Here is a 24698-nt window from a genome sequence, read left to right as displayed (position 1 = left end):
ATGTCGGCGCCGCCCCTGCGCTGCGGGGCGGTGACCGGCGGACCGGGCCATCCGGTCCACCCAGCAGCGCTCTCTTTCGCCTCCGCCAACGATGGCGGACGACCCAAGGAGTTCCTTCATGTCCACATCACCCAGTTCTGCGGCGCACTACACGCCGGAGAAGATCCGGGAGCTGGTCGACCAGACCCCCGCCTCAGGGCCGAAGCGCTCGCTCGGACTCATCGCCCTGGTCGCCACCCTCGGCTCGCTGCTCTTCGGATACGACACCGGCGTCATCTCCGGTGCCCTGCCCTACATGTACCTGCCGCACGGCGCCGACGGCCTGCAGATCACCTCCTGGGAGGAGGGCTGGATCGGCGGCCTGCTCTGCATCGGCGCCGCGCTCGGCGCCTCGTTGGGTGGCAAGCTCTCCGACAAGTACGGGCGCCGGCACAACATCATGCTCCTTGCCATCGTCTTCTTCTTCGGGGCGCTGGGCTGCACGATCTCGCCCAACATCTGGGTCCTCTACTTCTTCCGGGTCGTGCTGGGCTTCGCCGTCGGTGGTGCCTCGGCGATCGTTCCCGTCTTCCTTGGTGAGACGGCCCCCAAGCGCATTCGCGGCACCCTGGTGGCCGTGGACCAGATGATGATCGTCTTCGGCCAGTTCCTCGCCTTCTCTATGAACGCCGTCCTGGCCCGCATGCACGGCGGCCCGGAGGTCACCCTGGCCAACGACGTCGTCAATAAGTCCGGTGAGGTCGTCGCCAAGGCCGGCGACAAGGTGGCCTGGGAGACCGTGCAGCACTTCAGCAACGTCGTGGTCGAGTCCGGCAACGGCATGACCTGGCGCTACATGCTCGTCCTGGCCACCCTGCCCGCCGTGGCCCTGTGGTTCGGCATCCGCCTCATGCCGGAGTCCTCGCGCTGGTACGTCGCCAACCTGCGCATCGCCGAGGCCATCGGCTCCCTCAAGCGGGTGCGCGACGAGTCCAAGGACGGCTCCATCGCTGAAGAGGTCGACGAGATGCTGGAGATCCAGCGCAAGGAGGCCAACCAGGAGAAGTGGGGGCTGGCGCAGATCATGGGCGTCAAATGGACCCGCCACCTGCTCTTCATCGGCATCATCCTGGGCCTGGCCGACCAGGTCACCGGCATCAACACAGCCATGTACTACACGCCCAAGGTGCTCTCCGCGGCCGGCCTGCCCATGAGTGACGCGATCTCCCTCAACGTCGTCTCCGGATTCGTCTCCTTCGTGGGCTCCGCCATCGGCCTGTGGCTGGTCACCAAGTTCGCCCGCCGCCACGTGGGCATCTACCAGGAGGCCAGCATCGTGGTCTCCCTCGGGCTGTTGGCGGCAGTCTTCTACTTCCTCATCCAGCCCTACCAGGACTCCGACGGCAACATCACGGGAGCCCCCGCCTTCGCCCCCTACCTGGTGCTGCTCATCGTCTCGCTGTTCGTGTTCGCCAAGCAGTCCGGGACAGTCACCTGGGTCCTCATCGCGGAGATCTACCCCGCCAAGGTTCGCGGTACGGCCATGGGGCTGGCCGTGGGCACTCTGTGGATCGGCAACGCGATCGTCGCCGCGGTCTTCCCCGTCATGATGGAGAAGCTCGGAGGGGCGGGGACCTACCTCATCTTCTGCCTGTTGAACGTCCTGTCACTCATCTTCTACATGAAGTTCGTGCCCGAGACGAAGTACCACTCCTTGGAGGAGCTCGAGGTGCGATTCGAGAAGGAGTACAGCTGAGGCCAAGGGGTGAGGGACTGCGGCAGTGGCTAGTGAAGCTGAGCCAAGACGGTCGGATTGAAGCAACCGTCAGGCTCTGAGAAACTGCCGCAGTTCCCCTCCCGACCTCTCCTTGTTCAGACAGCACTCCTCCCAACTGAGCTCAACACATATCTGCCGCCTATGACGTACACGGTGACTGGTTCATGAACCCGCATCCGCCGCGCAGCGCGCCGCCCGCTCCGCTCCGCCTCCGCCTGTACGCATGGGCGGCAGGCCTGTTCCTCGGCGCCCTGGAAGGGGCGCTGGCTATCGAGGTCGCCGGCGCGCGCGGCGCCGCTCTGTCCCTGCTCGGTGCCGTCGCTGTGGCGATGGTGCTGGGAACCTTTACCGGCCGCCCCCTCGCCCGGTATCTGGGGCGACGGAGAATGGGCCTGCTCATGGGGGCTCTGGCCGTGCTGGGCGCCGGGGTCGCAGCCGGGCTCGGCGGCGTCGTCGCCCTGATGGGAGCGGGCCTGGTGGGCCTTGCCGCGGGTGGGGTGCTCGTTGTGGCGCCACTGGTGTGCCACGAGCTCTCCCTGCGCGGGCACAAGCGGCTCATGCCGCAGGCCATGGCTCTCGGCCCGGCCGCGGCCGGCGTCGTGGTCCTGGCGGCCTGGTGGACGCCCTCGCGGCTCCTCGTCGCCTGGGCGATGGTCGCCCTCGCTGCGCTGGTGTACCTGGCCTGCTCCCTGCTCCTGCCCGAGAGCCCGGTCTGGCTGGTGCGGCAGGGGCGCGACGTCGAGGCCTTCGAGGCGCTGCGCCGCCTGCACGGGACCCTGGAGGCCTCCGTGGCCATCGACTGGACCCGGCTGGACGCGGAGATGATGGCCGAGCAGCAAGCCATGTCTCCCGCTGAGCTGCGAGTGCCCGAGGTGCGTGCCGCCGTGCTCACCGGCGCGGTCCTCATCATCGCCCAGGAGGCGCCCCTGGGGGCGGCGGCCCTGGTCCTGGCTCCGCTGATCGCCACCGAGCTCGGCCTTGTATCCGTAGCGATCGCGGTGAGCGCCGCGACCTGGATGGGGCTGGCGCTCCTGGCTCTGGTGCTGGTGACCCGGGTCGAGCAGTTGCGCTTCCTGCGGGTGGTGCTGGGAACGGTCGTCGCCGTCCTGGGGGCCACCTTCCTGGTGACCGGCATGACCCTGGGGGGTGTGGGTGGCGCCTGGACGATCACCATCTCCCTGACGATGCTGGTCGCCAGTCAGTCGGTCCTGGTCCTGCCCGCCTGCCAGGGGGCGATCGACCCGCGGATCCCGCCCTGGCTGGTTGAGGCGCAGCGGCGCGCCTCGGCGACTGGGGGAGTCCTGGCGCGTGCCGGAGTCCTCCTGGTCTCACTGCTCGTCGTGAGATACCTCGGGGTCCACGTCCTGTTCTGGGCGGCCTTCACGCTGTCGGTGCTCAGCGTCGCCGTCGTGCTTCTGCGTCTGCCGCGCGAGCTCAAGGTCTAGGGGTCTGGCGCGCAGGACGTCTCTGAGGACCTCGCCCTGAACATCCGACTTCAGCTCTATGATTTGTCAGGACAAATGTCGTATGGTGGAGGCGTGGCCGCAAGAGTCCACTCGGCGGCCCGACGTCGTCGACACCTGACAGAGAGGCACCTGAGCATGACGAGCAACGAGGCAGTCCAGGCCTCAGAGACAACCGTGTCCATTCCCGAGACCATTCCTGAAACCATGAAGGCTGCGGTCCTGCGGGACCATGAGGTCGGCCTGCAGATCGAGACCCTGCGCACCCCCCGCCCCAAGAGCGGTGAGGTCCTCATCAAGGTGGCCGCCTGCGGATTGTGCCACTCCGACCTCCACGTCATCGGCGGCGCCATCGCCTTCCCGCTGCCGGCGGTGCTCGGCCACGAGGTCTCCGGCACCATCGTGGAGCTCGGCCCCGGCAACGAGCACACCGGCCTGACGATCGGGCAGAAGGTGGCCGGCGGCTTCCTCATGCCCTGCGGCCAGTGCGACGCCTGCGCCTCGGGGCGCGACGAGCTGTGCGGCCCCTTCTTCGACCTCAACCGCCTCAAGGGCGTCCTCTACGACGGCACCACCCGCCTGGCGACCCCCGACGGAGAGCCGGTGGCCATGTACTCCATGGGTGGCCTGGCCGAGTACGCGGTCGTTCCCTCCACCGCGGTGGCCCCCGTGCCGGACACCATCGACATGGTGCCGGCCGCCATCCTGGGCTGCGCCGCCATGACCGGTTATGGGGCCGTGCGCCGCGGCGCCGACCTGCGCTACGGGGAAACCGTCGCCGTGGTCGCCACCGGCGGCGTGGGCACCAATATCGTCCAGATCGCCCGGGCCTTCGGCGCCAGCCAGGTCATCGCCATCGACGTTGATGACGAGAAGCTGGCCCCCATGCTCGACTACGGGGCTACGGCCGTGGTCAACTCCGTTACCCAGGACGCCCGTGAGGAGGTCTTCCGGCTTACCGGCGGCAAGGGCGTCGATGTCTCCTTCGAGGCCCTGGGCATCCCCGCCACCTGGACCACCGCTCTGGATGTCCTGTCCGATGGTGGCCGCATGGTGCCGATCGGCCTGGGGGCCGGCGTGCAGACCGCCGGGGTGGAGATCAACCGCACCGTGCGCCGCTCGCAGTCGATCCTCGGCTCCTACGGGGCGCGCACCCGCCAGGACCTGCCGGCTGTCGTCGACCTGGCCGACAAGGGTGTCATCAACTACCGCGATGTCGTCTCGCGCCGCCTACCGTTGGAGGAGGCCGGTGCCGGCTACACCGCGCTGCGCAACCGCGAGATTCAGGGGCGCGCCGTTGTCGACATGTCGCTGTGATCCCGTGCGGTCAGCCCCGGTTTTCCGGGGCTGACCGCGCTCGCTCTCTCGTCCTCGCGCCTCCTGCTCGGGCCCTGCCGCTCTGAGTGGGAGGCGCGATGTGTGATCCGAAACCGAGGCGGAGAGTGCTTGGTGTCCAAATCGGACACAAAGGAGTCTGCGACTCGATCAGGCCGCTGATGGAACCGCGGAATCATGCGGTTTCCTATCGGTGGCGTGAGCTCGAAGTTCGCCTTTGTGTCCGATATGGACATCTCGGCCGTTCCTGTGCCGTTCGGGAGGGTGGTGTCCGCTTTGCGGGGAGGGGTGCGCCAGCAGTGAGCGGAGTCGCGCGAGGCCTGGTTCCGTCTGCGTTGTGGGGAGGAGGTATGAGAAAAGGGGCGCCGCTTGTGTGGTGCCCCTCGGGTTGTCATGGCTGCGCGGGCTTCCTTGGCCGCGCAGCCTCGTTGTTCTGCGCCCTTGTCGGGCTGGGTCCGAGGCCTGCGTTGCTTGTGATGCGTGGTCCGGATCCGGTGGAGCTTCAGCGAGCTCGGTGGAGTCGTCTACGCTCAGCGGGCCTCGAGGAGGTTGACGCCGGTGTAGATGCCCACGCCCATGGTGATCGCGGCCAGGACGGAGGAGGCGAACATGAGGGTCGGGATGCCGGTGACGGCGCCGACGACCGACATGACCATGACGGCGAACATGACGGCGATCATGGCGACGGCGAAGGTGAGGCGGTTGGCGTCGGTCTGCGTGCCGGTGGTCGCCTGGGTGGCGGTGGTGGCAGCGGTGGTCTCGACGGTCTGGGTGGGGCGCTCGGTGATGGTGGCGGTCATGTGAGTGTTCCTCTCGGTGTGTGTCGAGCAGGTCCGCCTGACCATGAGTCGTGCGTCCCTGCACGACTGTGTGCAGCCCGTGGGCCGAACGGAGGTTTCTCCGTCATGGAGAACTCTAGGAACGCTCCATCCGATTGTCTAGACAAAGGATCGTGACGTGTGTTGCGTCGGTAGTTCGTGGATCACAGGACGTCGTAGGGAGATGGGGTGATCGCTCTTGGAGGGGCGTGCCCGATTGTGGCGTCGTTGAGGGGAATCCTGGTCTCAATGGAACGTTGAGGGGATCGGCGTCTCGGTGGTTTTGATACGGAGACGTGATGTGTGTGGCAGGAGTGCGACGTCAACCACTGGTCTAGTCATCCTGTGGTGGCGGGCAACGCTGAGAGGTGGTGGCGTCGTCGTCGGCCGGCAGGGCGGAAGGCGGCCGGTTGCCGCCCCGGCTATTCTGTTCCGGTGACGACCAGCCAGACTTCTTCCAGCGCCGTCGGCCCTGTCCTCGTGGTGGACTTCGGCGCCCAGTACGCTCAGCTCATCGCCCGCCGCGTGCGCGAGGCCGGTGTCTACTCCGAGATCGTGCCCCACTCCATGGATGCCGCCGCCATGCTGGACAAGCGGCCTTCAGCCATCATCCTCTCCGGCGGCCCCTCCTCGGTCTACGCCGACGGCGCCCCCTCCGTTGACCCGGCCCTCTTCGACGCTGGAGTGCCGGTCCTGGGCATCTGCTACGGATTCCAGGCCATGGCTCAGGCCCTGGGCGGAACGGTCGGGCGCACCGGTACCCGCGAGTACGGGCACACCCCCGCCCGCGTGGCGGAGGGCTCCTGCCTGTTCGACGGCACCCCGGATGACCAGGTGGTGTGGATGAGTCACGGCGACGCGGTCCAAGCCGCCCCCGAGGGCTTCACCGTCACTGCCTCCACCTCTCAGACGCCGGTGGCCGCCTTCGAGAACCCGGGCCGCCGCCTCTACGGACTGCAGTGGCACCCCGAGGTCCTCCACTCCGAGCACGGGCAGGCCGCCCTGGTCAACTTCCTGCACAAGGAGGCGGGACTGCCGGCCACCTGGACGCCGGACAACATCATTGACGAGCAGGTGGCCCGCATCCGCGAGCAGGTGGGCGACGCCCACGTCATCTGCGGCCTGAGCGGGGGAGTGGACTCCTCCGTGGCCGCCGCCCTCGTCCATCGTGCCATCGGCGACCAGCTCACCTGCATCTTCGTCGATCACGGCCTGCTGCGCGCCGGCGAGCGCGAGCAGGTCGAGCACGACTACGCCGAAGGTATGGGCATCCGCGTCATCACGGTCGACGAGACCGAGCGCTTCCTGAGCGCCCTGGCCGGCGTCACCGAGCCGGAGGCCAAGCGCAAGATCATCGGCCGGGAGTTCATCCGCTCCTTCGAGGCCGCCCAGCGCCGGGTCATCGAGGCCGTCGGTGCTGAGGGCGGCGAGATCCGCTTCCTGGTCCAGGGGACCCTGTATCCCGACGTCGTCGAGTCCGGCGGGGGAGAGGGCGCCGCCAACATCAAGAGCCACCACAACGTGGGTGGCCTGCCTGAGGACCTCGACTTCGAGCTCATCGAGCCGTTGCGCGAGCTGTTCAAGGATGAGGTGCGCGCCATCGGTCGCGAGCTGGGCGTGCCGGAGAAGATCGTCGCCCGCCAGCCCTTCCCCGGGCCGGGCCTGGGCATTCGTGTCATCGGCGAGGTGACGGCCGAGAACCTGCGTGTGCTGCGGGCCGCCGACGCCATCGCCCGCGAGGAGCTCACCGCCGCCGGGCTCGACGACGATATCTGGCAGTGCCCGGTGGTGCTGCTGGCCGACGTGCGCTCCGTGGGGGTGCAGGGCGACGGGCGCACCTACGGTCACCCCATCGTTCTGCGGCCGGTCAGCAGCGAGGACGCCATGACCGCGGACTGGACCCGCCTGCCCTACGACGTCCTGGCACGCATCTCCAACCGGATCACCAACTCCGTGCCGGAGGTCAACCGGGTGGTGCTCGACTGCACGAGTAAGCCCCCGGGCACCATCGAGTGGGAGTGACGGGCGAGTCGGAACGATAGCCCGCCGCCTGCTGGGCCCCGCCGGTGCAATGCGCTGGCGGGGCCTTGTTGTGCTTGTGGTGAGCGTGATCCGGCGTGCCTTCCGGCCCTGGTGGGGCGGGGCCGGCTGTCGGGCGGAGCGGTGGGCTAGGCATGCCCATCGAGGACTGCGATTCTCGCCGAGGACGTACGTATCCTCCAGACCACTGCGGGGGAACCCCAGTGGTCTGGAGGAAAAGTCAGTCCTCGTGCAGGAAGGACGTTCCCAATCCGGTGCGGCATGGATTCTGGGGTGATGAGTAAGCGAGTTACGGAGATGGAGGGGTATTTCTCGAGGAGGTCAGAAAATACTTGGCGAAATCACTGGTAGGTCGATAAAGCATGCGACTTTCGTGCGTGGGAGGAGACAAAAGTAGGCATTATTTGACGGGCTGAATGATATTGAATCCCACCTCTCCCGAGGGGTGATAACAGTGCTACGATCGCACAGATAAAGGTCGTCAATGGAGGTATGGAAGTGTCTGCCCCAGCAGGTTGGTATGACGACGGATCGGGCCAGCAACGATGGTGGGATGGTCGCGCGTGGGGTGTCTACGCGCAGGACGTCTCCTCCGTCCCGGGAGGCCCTGGTGCGGTGGGTTGTGGGCCGGTGGCGGGGTCGGTCGGACAGCCTGTGAAGGAGCCTGGAATACTCAACGCCCTGGGGCGAGTGGTCAAAAATGCGGCCCAAGAGCAGAGGGTGGCAAGTCGGCGGAGGCGTCAAGAGCGTGAAGAGCTCGAACAGGAGGCTCGCCGCAAGCAGGAGGAGCTTGATCGCCGGGCGGGTCCGTTGGTGACTAGCGGTGTGTTCGGAGGTTCATCTATTGAGATATATGAGAACGGTTATGTCCGTATTGGTGAGGCCTTGGTTGCGGAGGTGGAGAGGCAGCAGGACAGGGTGATGTCGATAACCGGCTCACGTGCTTCGGTGTGGCAACCTCAAAGTCTGGGATTGCGACTGCCGTCGCGACCCTACGAAAAACTGCTATCGATCAGTTTTTCGCGCGGCAGTGGATCTATGCCGTCATCCAATCCGACTCATGATGTTGCTGGCAGTGTGGCGGTAAAGGCTGTTTCTGCCGTTGTGAAGGGCGGGTTCAAGGCCTCGGTTCCCGGGGTTGCTGTTGCTGGTGTTGGGTATATTGCAAAGAAGGCGCTTTCGGGGAAGTCGGTTCTGACTATAGCTACCGACCGTCGGATTCATACGCTAACTAATCGAACGACGCTGTCGACCGGGGGAATTCCAATAGTTAAAACAAGTCACGAGGATGTTGGTGAGGTTTTGGAGAGAGTGGGCAACTCGGTGCTGACCGCCCTGGGGCGTGGGCCTGTGATGTCGAACGCTCCCGCTCTTCCGTCAGGTCAGGTCGAGGTTTCTCAGGGGATGAGTTCTCCTGGCCTATCTACTGAAGATGTCGCGAAACGTCTACGTGAGTTGGCTGAGCTACGTAAGGAAGGCATTCTGGATGATGCCGACTTCGCCATTGCCAAGCGTCAGCTATTGGAGAAGCTCTAGCGCTGTCGCCGTATGCCGTCGTCGGCCAATGCGTAGAACGGTCTCCTTACAGTAGGCCGAGTCTGCCCGTCGAGGACTGCGATTCCCGCCGAGGACGTCCTTCTCCCTCAGATCACTGGGATTCCCCCGCAGTGGTCTGGAGGAGAAGTCAGTCCTCGTGCAGGAAGTACGTCCCCGATCCGGTGAGGTGTTGTGCAGGCTGCGTGACGTTGGGGCCGGTCACCAGGTGGTGGCCGGCCCCAACGTCGTGTTGGCGAGTGCTCCGCGAGCCAGTGCCCTACAGGACCGACCGGGCCCGGGCGCGCCCCACGGCCACGGCGACGGAGAAGACCGCGACGGCGAACAGGGCGCAGATGCCGCAGTCCACGAGCAGGGGCCCAATGACGGCGGCGGACATGGAGGTCGCCTCGTACGCCCCGGAGATCGCTCGGTCCGCCCAGTAGCCGGGCGTGAGCCTCGCCGCCCGGGCGAGCGAGTCGGGCAACCACTCGATGGGCACCCACGCCCCACCCAGGAAGGACAGGGCCATGCCGCCGATGTTGGCTACCGCGTTGGCCGCGTGCTGGCCCAGACCGATCTGCCCCATGAGGAATCCGATCGAGACCGCCGCGAGCGTGTAGCTGCCCACAGCCGCAGCGACCACCCCCAGCAACGGAGCTGACGTCGCCACGCTGCCTAGGCCGAAGACCGCCACTCCCAGCCCGAAGACCCACAGCCACCCGGCGAGCCCCACCACGAGGCATGCGCCCAGCAGCCCAAGGCTGCGGGAAGTGCTGCTGACCGGGGTGGCCTCGAGGCGTGCGCGCACCGCCCGGCGCCCCAGCGCCGCCATCAGTGTGGAGATCGTGACGACCGCGAAAGCCATGAGCGGGTAGAAGGAGAACCTGGCGTAGGTGACGAAGCTGTGGGACAGAGGCTTGGCGTCCGGGGTGATCCGTTTCGCGGGGGCGGAGTGGTTCATCGTCTCCTTGGCAAGTGCCACGGCCCGGGCCGGGTCATCCGTGGTGGTCGACAGGTAGTCGCTGACCTGCCCCACGTAGGAGTCGGCGCGCACATTCATAAGCGCGCCGGACGCCGACTCGTACCCGATGACCGTGTCCATGCGGGGCGGCTCGGTGCCCTCGCGAGCCGCCTGCTGCAGCCTCTGCCCATAGCCGGCAGGAATGATGAGGATGTAGCTGATGCGGTTCTGCGCGGTGGCGTCCTGGAGGGCCCGCCTGGAGTCCTCAAGCGACTGAGCCTCGCCGACGGACTCGACGTAGTCCTTGACCCCTCGGGAGATCGTGGAGCCGTCGCGGTCGATGACGGCCACACTCGCCGTGGCGGCCGTGACCTCATCGGAGCTGTCCTCGGACTTGGCCATCCCTGTGAACAGACCGAACAGGCTCAGCACCACCAGGTAGATGAGGATGTACAGCCGGTGAGCGGCCACAACTCTCACACATGTCTTAAAGGTGCTCATGGGTCATCCTCCTGGCGCGGATCAGGGCGATGGTCAGGAACAGGCACGTCATGCCCAGCAGGACTGCGCAGCTGCGGGCGAAGGGCGCCAGAGAGTCGTAGTACAGGAGCCCGTAGAAGCAGCGGGCCGTCTGCCACAGGGGATTGGCCTGCGCCAGCAGCGGTGCATGCTGCTCGATGGAGCTGGCCAGGGACTGGGATGCGGGCCCGTACAAGCCGGTGAACAGTGACAGCAGAGAAGTGAAGCCGGAGATCATCCCGATCTCCAGGCGGGCCAGCGTCCCCAGGGCGGCGCCCACCGCGCTCGCCATGAGGCTGCACACCCCGATCGCCACGAGGCACAGCAGCACATGGGGCCCGAAGTCCACACCCACGACCGAGGCCATGAAGGCGAAAGCGAGGAGCAGGCAGACGAACACGCACACCCAGGAGGCCGCGAGCGTGGCCGTCAGGACCTTCCAGCGGGGCAGAACCGCCAAGGTCTGCCTGGCGCCCACCGGTGAGACGGCCATGATTCCTTTCACGGCCACCATGGCCACGGTCGTCCCCATGCCGCAGGCGAAGGCCAGCAGCGCGAAGTAGTAGGGGGTCTGCGGCTTGACCGGGGAGGGCGTCACCGAGATCGAACGGGTGAAGGCCTGATCGGTCTCCAGCGCGGCCAGCTTCTCAGGAGCCGCCCCCGCCTTGGCCAGGGCCACGTACTCGGCCCGCCTCTGGAGGTAGGAGTCCATGACCACTCGCAGCACCCGAGTCGTCTCGGCCTCGTTGCCCTGCTGAGTCACGTGCAGCACGGGCTGGTCGCCCTCGACGGCGAGGTACCCGTTGGTCTCTCCCCGCTTCGCGGCGGTCTCGGCCTGCGCGACCGAGGAGTGGATGACCTTCGTGATGAGGTGATGATCGGCGTCGTCGGCGGAGATGCGCTCCACGACGGCGTCCAGCCCCGGAGCGGTCCGGTAGGCCTCGTCCTGGACGACGCCGAAGCTCATGGGGGTGGCCTCGTAGACCTTGTCCAGGTTGGAGAACATCGCCATGAAGATGAGGGACAGGACGACGGGGAAGCCGAGCGTCCACACGAGCAGGACCCGGTCTCGCAAGAGCCTGAGTACTTGATACAGGAAGACGGTCAACATCTCAGGCCGCCTCGTCTCGCAGGGCCCGCCCGGTGATCTCCAGGAAGACGTCGTTGAGGGTCGGGGGCTCGGAGGTCACCCGGCCGCAGGTCGCCCCCGCGGCATCCAGCGCCCTCATGACATCGGTGAGGTTGTGAGCCCCGGGGGAGCACTCGATGAGCACCTCACCGTCCAGGTAGGCGGCCGTGCGCACATGCTCCAGGCGGCGCAGGCCCTCCAGGGCCTCCTCGCCCAGCGGGGCGGGGTCGACGACCTCCACCCGGATGCGCTCACCGGTGCCGATCATGGCCTTGAGCTCGTCGGAGGTACCGGAGGCCACCTGCCGGCCACGGTCCATAATGACGATCCGGTCGCACAGCTGCTCCACCTCCTCCATGTAGTGGCTCGTGTAGATGACGGTGGCACCGCGCTCGTTGAGACGCTTGATGCCCTCGAGAATGGCGCCCCGGCTCTGCGGGTCGACGGCGACTGTGGGCTCATCGAGGAAGATGAGGTCGGGGCCGTGGGCGATGCCGCAGGCGATGTTGAGGCGTCGCAGCAGGCCGCCGGAGAGCTTCTTGGGCTTGAACCTCACGAACTTCTCCAGGCCGACGAAGGCGATCGCCTCGGCCACCAGGCGGCGCCTCTCGGCGCGGTCGCGCACGTAGAGGGCGCAGAAGGCGTTGACGTTCTCCGCCACCGTGAGCTCATCGAAGACGGCGACATCCTGAGGCACCACGCCGATGCGACGCTTGAGACCGTAGGAGGTGGGCGTCATCGGCTCACCGAAGACGCGGATCGAGCCCTTGTCGTAGGTGAGCAGCTGAAGGATGCAGCTGATCGTCGTCGTCTTGCCCGAGCCGTTGGGGCCGAGCAGCCCCAGCACCTGACCGCGCGGGATCGTCAGAGACAGTCCGTCCACCGCGACCAGCTCCCCATAGCGCTTGACCAGGGAGTCGACCTCCACCGCCAGGCCCGCCTCGTGGCTCTCATCCTCGCCGTCCATCTCGGCTCCTTCCTTTGTTCCGCCGGTGGTCCCCGGCTCATGGCATCCATGGTCGCGGGGCGCGGTGGCGCTCAGAAGTGCCTGTTGTCATGACTGCGGCCGGCCCCCATGACTTCTGTCATGAGATGCCGGAACGAGTTCCCTAACGGCATGCCGGGCCCACGAGCGCCGGCCACCGACCGATAATCGAGGGGTGAAGGTTCTGGCCGACAAAGGCGTGCTGCTGTGCGGTTGCCTCCTGCTGGTCCTGCTCGTGGGGCAGGTGAAGACGGCCGCCGTGATCTGGCTGATCGCGGCCGTGACTATCGCCGGCCTGAGCATGAGCACCGACCAGCGACAGTGGGGGATCGCCGCGCCGGCCGCCTACCTCCTGGTGGGAGCCCTCTCAACGGACTCCGTGACCGGGGCGCCGCTGGTCGTCTACGTCCTGGCCCGTCTCGGTGCGCTCACGACCCGGCGTGCGCGAATGACGGCGGTAGCCGCCTGCATTCCCTTCGTGGCCGCCGTTGCCGCCCGGGTTCGGGACACTCCCGTGCTGGCCCTGGCTCTGGCGGTCTGTGCGCTCGCGGCCCTCCTGGCGCTGCGCACCGTCCAGGAGGAGGCGGCGCGAAGGAGCCTGCACGTGGTGCGTGACGACCTGCGTGAGAAGGTCCTCACCCTTCAGGACACGAACGCCCAGCTGCTCCAGGCCCAGGACTACGAGCTGCGCGCCGCCGCCCTGGCCGAGCGTACCCGCATCGCCCGCGAGATCCACGACGGCGTCGGCCACCTCCTGACCCGCCTCCTGCTGCAGGTCAAGGCCCTCCAGGTCGTCCACCGCGAGGAGCCCGGCGTCGTCGCTGACCTCACTACCCTGGACGGTGGCCTGGACGAGGCCCTCGACTCCATGCGCCGCTCCGTCCACGCCCTGTCCGACGACGGTGAGGAGCTGGCCACCTCCCTCAACATGCTGGGCTCGCGCTGCGGCATCGACTCCGTGAGCGTCGACTGCTCCACCGAGGCCGAGCCGCCGGCAGTGGTGGCGCGCTGCGTCGTGGCCGTCGTGCGCGAGGCCCTGACCAACGCCGCCCGCCACGGTGGGGCCCGCTCGGCCCGCGTGGCCGTCACCGACTACCCTGCGTTCTGGCAGGTGACCGTTGACAATGACGGCATCGTCCCCGCCGAGGGGGAGCCGGCCGCCGCTGGCCGCGGCGGCTCGGGCCTGGGCCTGCGCTCCATGACGGAGCGGGTCGAGGCCCTGGGTGGCCGGGTGCGCATCACCCCGCGGCCACGGTTCACGGTCTTCGTCACGATCCCCAAGGACAGACAAGGGAAAGAAGGAACATCATGAGGGTCCTCATCGTCGACGACGACGCGCTCGTCGCCCAGTCCCTGTCCACGATCCTGTCGGTCGAGGATGACGTCGAGGTCGTCGGTCTGGGCTGCTCGGGACCCGAGGCCACCGAGCGCTACCGGGAGCTGACCCCCGACATCCTCCTCATGGACATCCAGATGCCCGGCGGGGACGGGCTCAGTGCGGCCGAGCGGATTCTGGCCGAGGACGCCGGGGCGCGCATCGTCTTCCTCACCACCTTCTCCGACGACGAGTACATCGTGCGAGCCCTCAAGATGGGGGCGCGTGGCTACCTCATCAAGCAGGACGTTGCTCAGGTCGCCCCGGCGCTGCGCTCCGTCATGGCCGGGGTCTGCGTCCTGGAGGGAGAGGTGCTCGAGCGCAGCACCACCATGGGGCTCGGTGGGCCCGCCGGAGGGCGGGAGCAGGCCGAGGAGGGTCCGGGACCGACCGCCAAGGATCTGCGGAGCACGGCTTTCGCGGCCCTGACCGACCGCGAGTACGAGGTCGTCGAGGCCGTGGCCGAGGGCCTGGACAACGCCGAGGCCGCGGCGCGGCTGTTCATGAGTGAGGGCACGGTGCGCAACCACATCAGCGCGATCCTGGCCAAGCTCGGCCTGCGCAACCGCACCCAGGTCGCGGTCATGTACTACCGCTCCGCACAGACTGGGTGAGCCGGGCCAAGACGCGCGGTCTTGACCTGGATGAGTTCTTCACCGTCGATGACGTGTCTCCGGTGAGCGAGCCAGTTCGTGTTCACCTGGTCAGCAAACGCCACATGCCGGATCGAAACGACGCCACATGCCGGACTGGATGGGCGCCACATGAGGGATTAGAATGGCGCCAACATCCGGATCGAGGCCGGATCCTGCAAGAGAGGCTGAAGAACTGGTGGGTCAGAACGGTTATCTGCCGCGGGTTGTCGACCACGTCGTCCAGGACTCGCTCGGCTACTCGGGAGGCGTCCTCCTCGAGGGAGTGCGGGCCTGTGGCAAGACCATGACCGGCCGCCGGCACGCCTCCTCCGAGGTGGCCCTCGACTCAGGGCTGCCGCAGCTGCGCGCGGCCCTGGAGGTCGACCCGTCCCTGATTCTGGCCGGGGAGGCCCCGCGTCTTATTGACGAGTGGCAGATCGAGCCCTCCCTGTGGAATCTGGTGCGTCGAGAGATCGACTCACGTCAGCGTCCGGGTCAGTTCCTCCTGACCGGATCCTCCGTCCCGGTTGAGGATGCTGCCCGCCACTCAGGCGCTCATCGGGTATCGCGAATCCGTATGCGTCCGATGACTCTGTTCGAGCGTGGTCTCGGCGATGGAAGCGTCTCACTTGCGGGACTGTTCGATGGTCAGGCTCCCGAACCTGTGCTGGTCTCGGGAACGAGCGTGGCCGAGGTCCTTGATGAGCTGGTCCACGGAGGGTGGCCCGGGGATCGTGATCTGACGACTTCTCAGGCACAACGTCATCTGCGGGACTATATCGATGACATCATCAGTATCGACATCGGCCGTCTCGATGGTGAGCCGCGCCGGGACCCCTTGAGGATGCGTGCCCTCATACGGTCTCTCGCCCGGCATATTTCGACGGAAGCCTCTTTCGCCACCATCGCGAAGGATGTCTCCGGACAATCGTTGTCTGCAGAGACGGCGATCGCTTACGTGAACGCCCTCAAGCGCCTGTTCGTCGTCGAGGAGCAGCCGGCCTGGGCTCCTCATTTGAGGTCTCGCTATGCGGTGCGGACGTCGTCGAAACTGCACTTCGTTGATCCCGCGCTGGCTGCGGCAGTGACCGCGACCTCGCCGGGGCGTTTGATGCAGGACCTGGAGACGGCCGGGTTCTGGTTCGAGTCGCTGGTCGTGCAGCACCTGAGGGTCTTCGCTGAGGTACTGGGCGGTCACATCTATCATTTCCGGGACAAGTCGGGCAGAGAAGCGGACGTCATTGTCGAGCTCGATGACGGGCGGTGGGCCGCCTTCGAGGTCAAGCTGGGACAGAGGCAGATTCCTGCGGCTCAGTCCTCGCTGGCGGCGTTCGTGGGAGATATCGACACGACGCGGACACCTCTCCCACAGTTCAGGGCTGTTGTTACTGCGGACGGTCCGACGATGATGCTTCCCGATGGCGCTGTGACCTTCCCCCTGAAGGCTTTGAGTCCCTGATCCTCGCACTGTCATGTGACGACGATTGCCGCCACACTTGACGGCCAGTGGCGGTCATCGAATGTGGTTAGGCGAGCTCACCGGTGACGATGCGGACGAGGTCTCGGCGCGCCCGGCGTCCCTCCGGGGTGGGGAACATTGGGTAGACGTGGTTGAGGTTCTCGCCGACGTGCAGCGTCGAGTCCACCCCGGCCTCCAGGAGCTTGGCGTGGAAGAGCGCATTGTCCGGCAGGAGGATCTCCCGGGTCCCCACGAAGGTTGTCACCTTCTTCAGGCCCGAAAGGTCACCGTAGATGGGGGAGAGGTGCCAGTCGGTCGGCGGGGTGCTGCCCGCCCAGGAACGGCCGATCTCGGCGAGGGGCTCGGGAGCCATGAGCGGGTCGGCGTCTACGTAGTCGGCGATATCCGGGTTGCTGTTGGTGATGTCGACCCAGGGCGAGATGAGTGCGAGCTCATCGGGCTGGGTGTCGCCCGCCTCGGCCAGGGACAGGGCGATGACCGCCGCCAGGCCCCCGCCCGCGCTGTCTCCCATGAGGACGATCCGCTTTCCCGGGTTCTCTGCCACCGTGCGCCGATAGAGGTCCAGCACCAGCCGGTGCGCCTCGGACCAGGTGTGGTGGGGCGCCAGCGGGTAGAGCGGCATGACGACGTCGGCCCCCGTCCTTCGGGCCAGGTGATCGACCAGCCAGGCGTGCGCCGAGACCGCCGTGGAGATGTAGCCGCCGCCGTGCAGGTAGACGATGACCGCGCTCGACGGCGTCCGCTGGCGGACGTGGTAGACGGGCATGCCGGAGTCCTCGCTCCGCTCCAGGTCGTAGAAGAAGCGTCCCCAGGCCGGGAAGGTGACGGAGCGGGCAGGCTCGGGGCGGTCGGCCAGACGCGCGATCCGCTCGGTCATCGGAATGCGGGCCGCCAGTGTCTTGATCGGCCGAACGCTGTACTCCGCCAGGCTCGCCGCGGCCGAGCGGCCATAGCGCCTGCGGGAGTAAAGGCTGAAGGCCCCCACCGTCAGGCCCACACTGGCCACGCCGACGGCGATCCTGCTCCCGCTGAGTCTCCTGGGCACCTTCATGATTCCTCCACTCCACAGGGTCTCGAACGCGGTCCGAAGAGTTTTCCGGATCTGGGGGCATGTCTCGGCTATCGTAGGCATCTGAAGCCCGCGGCGGCGGGGTGGAACTGTTCACTCAAGAAGAAGCGAGTATGGCAATTTCTCTTATTCTGTCGGCTTTGTTGATGGGTGGACTCGGACTGTTCCTCATGCTGTCCGATCCGGAGGCACTGTGGTGGTCGACTGAAGCATGGAGATACCGCGACCCCGAGGCCAATGAGCCCTCGGAGAGACAGTACGCTGCGAATCGTGGAGCGGGCTGCTTCATGGTGGTGCTCGCGCTGATCCTGGTGGCCCTTCCCTTCCTTCCTGCACGTCACTCCGTATCGGATGCCGAGACGACGTCCGCTGATTCTGCTGGCCACTGCATGCCCTATGCGTACGGTTGCGATAGTGGTGACGCCTCCCCATCTCCTCGTCCTACTGCTTCGGGGGAGACCGTGGATCCCTTCTCCTCGGCTGTGGCGAGCCCAGTCGCCGGTGGGGAGCCCGTCACTCTCTTCACCCCAGTGGTTGAGGGCGCTGTACAGCACCATCAGTCGGATTCCTCGGAGCAGATCGGAGTGAATCCGGTCTACTACCCGTGGACTGCGAGTGATCAGCCCGCGGCCTTTGCCTCCGCCGCGGTCATCGACTCCAAGGTCGCGTTAGCGACTCTCGATCCGGCGCAGGCCACAACTGAAGGTGCAGGGGGCAGCGTGCTGGGGGAGAGGACCTACATCGTGGTCCAGCTCAGCCAGCCCGCCTGCGCGATCACCTCGGCCAGCGCCTCCCTGTCAAACGATCAGGCCAGCATCTCGATCTCGGTCTACGGGCTCTCCGACGTCAGCCGTTGCGGACAGCCGACTGAGGGGGCTTATGTCGCGATCCCTCTCAGTGATGAGTTGGTCCAGGCGGCACGGAACTACCAGGCGCCTGTGTACCATCCGCTGGCGCCGACGACGTCTCCATCCGGAGCCTCCGAGCACACACCGGACCCGGTTCCTGGAAACGCCTGGTCAAGCACGTCCTACGACGGCGACTATATGCCGACTATTTTCCGATCCAACAGGCGGGGAAAGTTCACTGAGACGTGGAAGGACCCCATCACTGACGCTGATATTGATCGCAATACGCTCGTCCCGTGGGTCGCTCCCGGCTCATCATGAGCCGTACCGTGGGTTTCTTGTCACGACACGTCCTGGAGTAGATGCGTATGAGCACTCATGAGACCGACCACCTCGCCGCCGTCCGCGCTCTCGCCCCCGAGTGCATGGTGCTACTGCGCTCCAATGGCGCCTTCCCCTTGGCTGAGCCGGGCGAGATCGCCCTGTTCGGCTCCGGTGCGCGACATACCATCAAGGGCGGAACCGGCAGCGGAGACGTCAACTCCCGCCACGTCACCACCATCGAGGAGGGCCTGGAGGCGGGCGGCTTCACCATCGTCACCCGGCCATGGCTGGAGGCCTATGAGCGTATCCGTCTCCAGGCCCACCAGGACTTCATCGCCGGTATCAGGGCCGAGGCCGCCAAGCGCGGCGTCCCCGCCATCATGGTCGGCATGGGCTCGGTCATGCCCGAGCCGGAGTACACGATCCCCCTCGATATCCAGGCCGGCACCGACCCGCACGCAGCCGTCTACGTCCTGTCCCGAACCTCCGGGGAAGGCAGCGACCGCATTCCCGAGGCCGGAGACCTCAGGCTCACCGACACCGAGATCCGCGACATTCTCGACCTCAACGGGCGCTTCGAGCGGTTCCTCCTCGTACTCAACGTGGGCGGCGTCGTCGACCTCAGCCCGCTGGGCGACGTTGCCAACATCCTCCTGCTCTCCCAGCTCGGCGCGACCGTCGGCGACGCCTTCGCCGACGTCCTCCTGGGAAGGGCCTACCCCTCCGGAAAACTCGCCACCACCTGGGCCGCCTGGGACGAGGACGACCAGATTGGCGACTTCGGCGACCCGGACGACACTCACTACCGCGAGGGCATCTACGTCGGCTACCGCTTCTACGACTCGACCGGCAAGGAGCCGCTCTTCCCCTTCGGATTCGGCCTGGGCTACACGACCTTCGACGTCCAGATCCGCCAGGTGAGCCTCGACGGCGCCCGCGTGAGCATCGACATCGATGTCACCAATACCGGCGGCTACCTGGGCAAAGAGGCCATCCAGGTCTACGCCAGTGTGCCTGCCGGACGCCTCGACCAGCCGCTCCAGGCGCTGGCCGGCTTCACGAAGACCGACGAGATCACCCCCGGCGCCACGGCACGGATCACCGTCGACGTCGATCTGACCGACCTGGCCTCCTACGACGAGGCCGCCCGTGCCACGGTCCTGGAGGCCGGGCGCTACATGCTGCGGGCGGGAACCTCCAGCCGGCAGCTGAGTCCCGTCGCCGTCGTCGAGCTCGCCCAGGACGCAACCGTGCGACACCTCACCGGTGACCTGGGGGAGCCCGGCTTCACCGACTGGAAGCCCGAGGCGCCAGCGGTCCTCGACATCCCGGCCGGCCTGCCGGTGCTCACCGTCGACCCGGCCGACCTGCGCCTGCCGGACCACGCCGAACCCGATGAGCAGGCAGCGCCGGAGGACGTCAGGCAGGCCCTCACCCTGGCCCGAGAGCTCTCCGACGACGAGCTCATCCACACCGTCTTGGGCGACTACCGCCGCGGCGAGGAGTCTGGCTCCATCGTCGGGGCCGCCTCCACCACCGTCATCGGCGCGGCGGGACAGACCACCACCCGGATCCCCGGCCTGCCCAGCATCATCATGGCCGACGGGCCCGCCGGCCTGCGCCTGGCCCCCACCTACGGCGTCGACGCCGAGGGCCCCTTCTCCCTGGGCGACTCCAGCCTGCCCGCCACCTTCCTCGACCTCATGGACGACGCCGGACGTGAGGCCCTCGGCATCGCCGACGAGCCAGAACCCCGCGAACCCGCCGAGATCCGTGAGCAGTACACCACCGCCATCCCCATCGGCACCGCGCTCGCCCAGTCCTGGAACCCTGCGCTGGCCGAGCAACTCGGCGACGTCGTCGGGGCCGAGATGGAGCGCTTCGGCGTCCACCTCTGGCTCGCCCCCGCCTTCAACCTGCACCGCAGCGTCCTGTGCGGACGCAACTTCGAGTACCTCTCCGAGGACCCGCTGCTGGCCGGACGCATCGCCGCCGCCATCACCCACGGGGTCCAGTCCCACCCGGGGCGGGGCGTGACCATCAAACATCTGGCCTGCAACAACCAGGAGACCAATCGCCTCAACTCCAACAGTCGGGTCAGCCCCCGAGCCCTGCGCGACCTCTACCTGCGCGCCTTCGAGATCTGCGTGCGCCAGGCCCGCCCCGCCGCCGTCATGACTTCCTACAACCTCATCAACGGCGTCCACACCTCCGAGTCGGCCCAGCTGCTCGAGGTGATCCTGCGCCGGGAGTGGGGCTTCGACGGACTGGTCATGACCGACTGGGTCGTCGACGGCATGACCCGCAGCGACATGAAGCACCCGCGCGCCACCGCGGCTGCCACCATCAAGGCAGGTAACGAGCTCTTCATGCCCGGAGGCGAGACGGACCGGGAGGACCTCCTGGCGGCCCTGGAACGGGGGAGCGCAGGCCGCGGGCCGGATGGCCGGATCGCGCCGGAAGACGGAGGCGTGAGTCTGACGCGCGACGAGCTCGAGAAGCAGGCCGCCCGCGTCATCCACGCGGTATGGAGGTTGGCCGGTTCCGGACGGAGACTGCTCGCGGAAGCAGAGGCCGGTCGCCGCTCAGGTGAAGAGCGAGGATGGATCACTGCGGCTGACGTACGTGCTCACTTCGCGCGGAGGACCGGTGACGGGGCGTGAGAGAGCCTGTCGCGCGAGCGACGGACGTGACATGCTCAGCAGGAGCCACCCATACATCCCAAGGAGCCCTCCATGGCGCTGACACCTCAAGCACGTGAGACCTTCACCAGGCTGTTCGGGGTGGAGCCCCAACCTCACCCCACGGACCCCGAGCTGTTCGACATCCTCCAGAACGGGATCTTCGACGAGGCCTTCTCCACGGGCGTCCTCACCGACGTCGAGCGCGAGCTGCTCACCATCACCGCCCTGACCGCCATGCAGACCCTCCCGCAGCTGCAGGCCCACGTGGGGGCCGCCCTCAACATCGGAGCCAGCCCGCTCCAGCTGCGCGAGACCATCTACCAGTGCGCCCCTACATCGGTTTCCCCAAGACCCTCAATGCCATCGACATCGCCAACGGGGTCTTCGAGGCCAACGGCATCTCCCTGCCCCTGGAGAATGCCGGCACCGTCGATGCCACTGACCCCAGTGCCCGCGAGCAGGCCGGCGCCGCCATCCAGGCCCCGCTGTACGGCAACGAGGTCAAGGAGGTCTTCTCCGCCCTGCCTAAGCCCTTCGACGAGTTCGTGCCCCACCTGCTGACCTCCTCCGCCTTCGGCGACTTCGCCACCCGCGGCGGCCTCGACGTCGCCCAGCGCGAGCTCATCAGCCTCGTGGCCATCGCCGCCATCGGCGCCACCACCCAGCTGCGCCCGCACGTGGCCGGGGCGATCCGGGCCGGCTCCTCCCGCCAGAAGGTGGCCGCCGCCCTGGTCCAGGTCATGCCCTACATCGGCGGCCCCTACGCCCTGTCCGGCCTGGTCCTCGTGGCCCGCTACGACGAGAAGGCTTCCGCAGAGGTCTACCGCTGACGTTGCGCGTCATTACCCGCCCCGGCGGCCCGTCTACGATGGCCGCCGGGCCGGTTCCCATTGCCGGCCCCAGGCAGCAAGGAGAACACGTGACGACGCAGCCCTACCTCTCACGGCAGGTCACCCTCACCGTCCAGGGGCAGAGGCTCGGGGGACTGGCCTACGTCCCGCGCACGGCGTCGTCAGCCCCCGCGCCCCTGGTCATCTGCTGCCACGGCATGGAGGGCTCCCACACCCGCGTCGCCCCCATGGCCCGGCGCTTCGCCGCGGCCGGGGCCGTGGCCATCTGCTTCGACTTCCGCGGGGGCGGCGGCAGCGCCAGCCAGGGCGAGACCACCGCGATGTCGGCCCTCACCGAGCTGGCCGACCTCGAAGCCGTCCTCAATGCCGCCTGCGCCTGGCCGGAGGTCGACGCCTCCCGGGTCGCCCTGTTCGGGCTGAGCTTGGGCGGAGCGGTCGCAGCGCTCGCGGCCGCCCGCCACCCGCAGCGGATCACCGCCCTGGCCCTGTGGTACCCGGCCCTGCGGCTGGGGGAGAACCTGCGTGCCGCCTTCCGCACGCCGGCGGCCGTTCCCGAGGAGTTCGACTGGGCGGGCACCCGCCTGGGGCGCGCCTACGCCGTCGACGGCTGGAATCTGGAGGTCGGGGCCGAGCTGGCCACCTACCGCCGCCCCGTCCTCATCGTCCACGGGGACCAGGACCGCGCCGTGCCCATCGAGGTCTCCCGGGCCGCCGTGAGCGCCACCCCCGACGCAGAACTCGTCACCATCCCTGGCGCCGCCCACGGCTTCGGCGACGCCAACTGGGAGGAGGCCATGCGCCGCACCATCGGCTTCCTGGCCTGGAACGGGGTCCTCGAAGAGGACTGAGCGGACTGAGCCGCGCGGCGGGCAGCGGGAACGGGTGGCGCAGACAGTTTTTCTGACAGGGGTGGTTCCCTGAGCCGCGGGCGTCGCAGAATTGACCGCGTGAGCGCACACGAGACAGCAGACCTGACCAGTGTCAGCAAGACGATGCTGTTGACCCTCCATGCCAGGGCGGAGCACACGCTCTCCGAACGGCCGCGCTTCACAGACCCTGCCGCCGTTGAGCTCGTCTCCCGGCTCGACTACGACTTCACCATGGCCAGACAGGACCGGCTCATGGCCGACGGCGTCGTGCTGCGCACCCTCACGCTCGACCCGCTCGTGGCCGGGTACCTGGACACCCACCCCGGCTGCACGGTGGTCAACATCGCCTGCGGGCTCGACACCCGTTTCCAGCGCCTCGACGACGGGTGCGTCACCTGGTACGACCTCGACCTACCCGACGTCATCGCGCTACGACGTCGGCTGCTCGAGGACGGCGAGCGTCACCGCACCATTGCCGCCTCCGCCCTCGACCCCGACTGGCCCGACCAGCTGGAGGACATGAGCCGCCACGTGCTTGTCATCATCGAGGGACTGAGCATGTACCTCGAGCAGGAGGAGGTGCGCACGCTCCTGGACATCGTCGCTGCGCGCCTGCCCGGTGCGACCGTCCTCATCGAGGTCATGCCCCGCCTGTTCCAGAAGTACGGCCGGGAGCGCTCAGTGGAGGACGCGGGGGCGCGCTACACCTACGGCTGCTCCAGCGCGGCCGAGTTTCACCGGACGGTGGCCCCCGCCTACACGCTGCTCCACGACGTCCCCTTCACCCGCACCATCGCGCGCTACCACCCCCTGCTCGCGCCCCTGACGCGGCTGCCGCTGGTGGGCAGACTCTCCGAGCGCATCGTGGTGCTGCGGGCACCGGCCTGAGCGCTGGATGGACGCTGGTCCGGTGCTGGTCCGGGCGTTGGGTCAGGACCTGGGTTGGTGTTGGTCTGGCACTGGTCGGCACTGTCCCGGTGCTGGCCTGGCACTGATCGGCACTGGACCGACACGAGGCCTGGGCGGCCGGTCTCGACGGGGACATCCTGCGCGTGGGGGTGCACTTTCTTCCGGCCGGGGACATCCTGCGCGTGGGGGTGCACTTTCTTCCGGCCGGGGACAAGCTGCGCGCTGGGGGACAGGAATCCGGTCCCCGACGGCGTCGAATGCCCCCGGCCGCACGGAAATGTCCCCGGCCGCGTGGAATGTCCCCGATGGCGCCCGACGCCCGGGCCCGGAGGTGTGCGTCTCTCAGCTGAGAGGTCGACGCCTTGCTCCACCGTGCTGCTCTATTCTGAGTCGCGGCCGTGCCATTGAGACAGGGCCGCAGTGATCTCCTTGAGTGAGAGCTTCCCAGCGGCGACGTCGATCACCAACTGGTAGGCGTCGTCGTCGGGGGCCTCGACCCCGTGGCCGTTGATGTCCAGGAAGACCAGCGTGGCCAACCACCCCAGGCGCTTGTTGCCATCCACCAGTGGATGATTGCGGACCAGGGAATCGAGCAGCGCCGCCGCCTTCTCGTCGATTGTGGCGTAAGCGTCGTGTCCCCAGAGCATGGTCGCAGGTCGGTGCAGCGCCGAGTCGAGCAGGCCGAGATCCCGGACCGGTCCCACAGCGAGGTCCTCAATGAGTGACAGTGCGTCCTCGAGCGTCAGGTACTCGACCATCTCTGCCCGATCAGCGGCCGAGGCGTTCCAGGACTTCGGCATACCGGTTGCGGATGCGGGCGGAGGCGTCCGCGACTCGCTGCTCATGTCCGCGGCGCGCGGCCACCTCGTGGATCGCCCGGATCGTCGCCTCCTGGCGGCTGACTCCGTCCTCCTCCGCAAGGAGCGCGAGCAGCCGCTCATCCTCTTTGCTCAAGCGCAATGTCATCGCCATGCCTCCACAGTAGCAGGTGGTACCAGACTGGTATCAGATAGGGCGTTGGGTAAGGGCCTCTGGTGCTGACCTGGCACTGGCCCGGCACGGGTCGGCACTGGACCGACACGAGGCCTGGGCGGCCGGTCTCGACGGGGACA

20 protein-coding genes and 2 pseudogenes are annotated in these 24698 nt (G+C 67.5%); 15 read left to right on the top strand and 7 right to left on the bottom strand.

Annotation, left to right across the window (positions count from 1 at the left end):
- Positions 1-118 precede the first annotated feature (118 nt).
- The 3 genes from AXE84_RS01635 (at position 119) to AXE84_RS01625 (ending at position 4536) form a co-directional block, all read left to right on the top strand.
- Positions 119-1735 (top strand): MFS transporter, encoded by a 1617-nt coding sequence (locus AXE84_RS01635; RefSeq protein ID WP_060956606.1) that lies wholly within the window; start codon positions 119-121, stop codon positions 1733-1735.
- Positions 1736-1920: 185 nt separating this feature from the next.
- Entirely contained in the window at positions 1921-3201 is a 1281-nt protein-coding gene (locus AXE84_RS01630) for an MFS transporter (protein WP_060956605.1), read from the top strand.
- A gap of 156 nt (positions 3202-3357) precedes the next feature.
- Complete coding sequence (locus tag AXE84_RS01625) at positions 3358-4536, top strand: zinc-binding dehydrogenase (RefSeq protein ID WP_010614619.1); 1179 nt, start codon at positions 3358-3360, stop codon at positions 4534-4536.
- A 548-nt stretch (positions 4537-5084) separates the two neighbouring features.
- On the opposite strand, the gene AXE84_RS01620 is transcribed toward AXE84_RS01625, so the two are convergent.
- Entirely contained in the window at positions 5085-5354 is a 270-nt protein-coding gene (locus AXE84_RS01620) for a hypothetical protein (RefSeq protein ID WP_060956604.1), read from the bottom strand.
- 453 nt (positions 5355-5807) lie between these two features.
- Between AXE84_RS01620 and guaA the strand changes: the two genes are divergently transcribed.
- A complete protein-coding gene (guaA, locus tag AXE84_RS01615) occupies positions 5808-7394 on the top strand; it encodes a glutamine-hydrolyzing GMP synthase (protein ID WP_060956603.1) in 1587 nt (528 codons plus the stop codon).
- Positions 7395-8066: 672 nt separating this feature from the next.
- A complete protein-coding gene (locus tag AXE84_RS12315) occupies positions 8067-8948 on the top strand; it encodes an SHOCT domain-containing protein (protein ID WP_236750093.1) in 882 nt (293 codons plus the stop codon).
- A gap of 277 nt (positions 8949-9225) precedes the next feature.
- Here AXE84_RS12315 and AXE84_RS01610 read toward each other — a convergent pair whose 3' ends face one another.
- The 3 genes from AXE84_RS01610 to AXE84_RS01600 are packed head-to-tail and all read right to left on the bottom strand — an operon-like array spanning position 9226 to position 12524.
- The gene (locus AXE84_RS01610; protein ID WP_236750092.1) at positions 9226-10410 is read right to left on the bottom strand and encodes an ABC transporter permease; all 1185 of its coding nucleotides are present in this window, start codon (positions 10408-10410) and stop codon (positions 9226-9228) included.
- Complete coding sequence (locus tag AXE84_RS01605; RefSeq protein ID WP_060956602.1) at positions 10397-11539, bottom strand: ABC transporter permease; 1143 nt, start codon at positions 11537-11539, stop codon at positions 10397-10399. The genes AXE84_RS01610 and AXE84_RS01605 overlap by 14 nt, the downstream gene beginning before the upstream one ends.
- A 1-nt stretch (position 11540) precedes the next feature.
- Positions 11541-12524, bottom strand: coding sequence for an ABC transporter ATP-binding protein (locus AXE84_RS01600; RefSeq protein ID WP_060956601.1), 984 nt, complete (start codon positions 12522-12524; stop codon positions 11541-11543).
- A 193-nt stretch (positions 12525-12717) separates the two neighbouring features.
- Here AXE84_RS01600 and AXE84_RS01595 point away from each other — a divergent pair, with 193 nt between their 5' ends.
- The 4 genes and pseudogenes from AXE84_RS01595 (at position 12718) to AXE84_RS01585 (ending at position 16011) form a co-directional block, all read left to right on the top strand.
- The gene (locus AXE84_RS01595) at positions 12718-13854 is read left to right on the top strand and encodes a sensor histidine kinase (RefSeq protein ID WP_060956600.1); all 1137 of its coding nucleotides are present in this window, start codon (positions 12718-12720) and stop codon (positions 13852-13854) included.
- Positions 13851-14531 carry a response regulator transcription factor gene (locus AXE84_RS01590; RefSeq protein ID WP_060956599.1) on the top strand — a complete coding sequence of 227 codons (681 nt, stop codon included), beginning with the start codon at positions 13851-13853 and terminating at the stop codon, positions 14529-14531. Before AXE84_RS01595 ends, AXE84_RS01590 begins: the two co-directional genes overlap by 4 nt.
- 163 nt (positions 14532-14694) lie before the next feature.
- Positions 14695-15093, top strand: a pseudogene (locus AXE84_RS13435) (hypothetical protein); the annotation flags it as partial.
- A 45-nt stretch (positions 15094-15138) separates the two neighbouring features.
- Positions 15139-16011: a DUF4143 domain-containing protein gene (locus tag AXE84_RS01585; protein WP_236750201.1), complete on the top strand. Its 873-nt coding sequence runs from the start codon at positions 15139-15141 to the stop codon at positions 16009-16011.
- 67 nt (positions 16012-16078) lie between these two features.
- On the opposite strand, the gene AXE84_RS01580 is transcribed toward AXE84_RS01585, so the two are convergent.
- A complete protein-coding gene (locus AXE84_RS01580; RefSeq protein WP_060956597.1) occupies positions 16079-17083 on the bottom strand; it encodes an alpha/beta hydrolase in 1005 nt (334 codons plus the stop codon).
- 131 nt (positions 17084-17214) lie between these two features.
- Here AXE84_RS01580 and AXE84_RS01575 point away from each other — a divergent pair, with 131 nt between their 5' ends.
- The 6 genes and pseudogenes from AXE84_RS01575 to AXE84_RS01555 all read left to right on the top strand — a co-directional run bounded on the left by AXE84_RS01575 (position 17215) and on the right by AXE84_RS01555 (position 23565).
- Positions 17215-18270 (top strand): DUF6199 family natural product biosynthesis protein, encoded by a 1056-nt coding sequence (locus AXE84_RS01575; protein ID WP_236750091.1) that lies wholly within the window; start codon positions 17215-17217, stop codon positions 18268-18270.
- 47 nt (positions 18271-18317) lie between these two features.
- The gene (locus tag AXE84_RS01570) at positions 18318-20936 is read left to right on the top strand and encodes a glycoside hydrolase family 3 protein (protein WP_060956596.1); all 2619 of its coding nucleotides are present in this window, start codon (positions 18318-18320) and stop codon (positions 20934-20936) included.
- Positions 20937-21008: 72 nt separating this feature from the next.
- A pseudogene (locus tag AXE84_RS13100) lies at positions 21009-21248 on the top strand (carboxymuconolactone decarboxylase family protein); the annotation flags it as partial.
- Between the two features lie 32 nt (positions 21249-21280).
- Positions 21281-21787 (top strand): carboxymuconolactone decarboxylase family protein, encoded by a 507-nt coding sequence (locus tag AXE84_RS01565; protein WP_236750090.1) that lies wholly within the window; start codon positions 21281-21283, stop codon positions 21785-21787.
- Positions 21788-21876: 89 nt separating this feature from the next.
- Positions 21877-22656, top strand: a complete 780-nt coding sequence (locus tag AXE84_RS01560) for an alpha/beta hydrolase family protein (protein WP_236750089.1) — start codon at positions 21877-21879, stop codon at positions 22654-22656.
- Between the two features lie 99 nt (positions 22657-22755).
- Complete coding sequence (locus AXE84_RS01555) at positions 22756-23565, top strand: class I SAM-dependent methyltransferase (protein ID WP_060956594.1); 810 nt, start codon at positions 22756-22758, stop codon at positions 23563-23565.
- 401 nt (positions 23566-23966) lie between these two features.
- Here AXE84_RS01555 and AXE84_RS01550 read toward each other — a convergent pair whose 3' ends face one another.
- Positions 23967-24344 (bottom strand): type II toxin-antitoxin system death-on-curing family toxin, encoded by a 378-nt coding sequence (locus AXE84_RS01550; protein WP_060956593.1) that lies wholly within the window; start codon positions 24342-24344, stop codon positions 23967-23969.
- Positions 24345-24354: 10 nt separating this feature from the next.
- On the bottom strand, positions 24355-24558 hold the full coding sequence (locus tag AXE84_RS01545; protein WP_009394702.1) for a hypothetical protein: 204 nt from the start codon (positions 24556-24558) through the stop codon (positions 24355-24357).
- Positions 24559-24698 lie beyond the last annotated feature (140 nt).

The organism is Actinomyces oris (genome assembly GCF_001553935.1).
Classification (GTDB): Bacteria; Actinomycetota; Actinomycetes; order Actinomycetales; family Actinomycetaceae; genus Actinomyces; species Actinomyces oris_A.
Note: the sequence above shows the minus strand (reverse complement) of the source record. Positions and strands in the feature narration are given on the sequence as shown.

What these genes read in the sequence shown, in the direction of transcription:
- AXE84_RS01590 (WP_060956599.1), top strand. Translation starts at nt 13,851, where the DNA reads ATGAGGGTCCTCATCGTCGACGACGACGCGCTCGTCGCCCAGTCCCTG.
- AXE84_RS01610 (WP_236750092.1), bottom strand. Translation starts at nt 10,410, where the DNA reads ATGAGCACCTTTAAGACATGTGTGAGAGTTGTGGCCGCTCACCGGCTG.
- AXE84_RS01550 (WP_060956593.1), bottom strand. Translation starts at nt 24,344, where the DNA reads ATGGTCGAGTACCTGACGCTCGAGGACGCACTGTCACTCATTGAGGAC.
- AXE84_RS01605 (WP_060956602.1), bottom strand. Translation starts at nt 11,539, where the DNA reads ATGTTGACCGTCTTCCTGTATCAAGTACTCAGGCTCTTGCGAGACCGG.
- AXE84_RS01600 (WP_060956601.1), bottom strand. Translation starts at nt 12,524, where the DNA reads ATGGACGGCGAGGATGAGAGCCACGAGGCGGGCCTGGCGGTGGAGGTC.
- AXE84_RS01545 (WP_009394702.1), bottom strand. Translation starts at nt 24,558, where the DNA reads ATGGCGATGACATTGCGCTTGAGCAAAGAGGATGAGCGGCTGCTCGCG.
- AXE84_RS01625 (WP_010614619.1), top strand. Translation starts at nt 3,358, where the DNA reads ATGACGAGCAACGAGGCAGTCCAGGCCTCAGAGACAACCGTGTCCATT.
- AXE84_RS01620 (WP_060956604.1), bottom strand. Translation starts at nt 5,354, where the DNA reads ATGACCGCCACCATCACCGAGCGCCCCACCCAGACCGTCGAGACCACC.
- AXE84_RS01585 (WP_236750201.1), top strand. Translation starts at nt 15,139, where the DNA reads ATGACTCTGTTCGAGCGTGGTCTCGGCGATGGAAGCGTCTCACTTGCG.
- AXE84_RS01635 (WP_060956606.1), top strand. Translation starts at nt 119, where the DNA reads ATGTCCACATCACCCAGTTCTGCGGCGCACTACACGCCGGAGAAGATC.
- AXE84_RS01580 (WP_060956597.1), bottom strand. Translation starts at nt 17,083, where the DNA reads ATGAAGGTGCCCAGGAGACTCAGCGGGAGCAGGATCGCCGTCGGCGTG.
- AXE84_RS01575 (WP_236750091.1), top strand. Translation starts at nt 17,215, where the DNA reads ATGGCAATTTCTCTTATTCTGTCGGCTTTGTTGATGGGTGGACTCGGA.
- AXE84_RS01630 (WP_060956605.1), top strand. Translation starts at nt 1,921, where the DNA reads ATGAACCCGCATCCGCCGCGCAGCGCGCCGCCCGCTCCGCTCCGCCTC.
- AXE84_RS01570 (WP_060956596.1), top strand. Translation starts at nt 18,318, where the DNA reads ATGAGCACTCATGAGACCGACCACCTCGCCGCCGTCCGCGCTCTCGCC.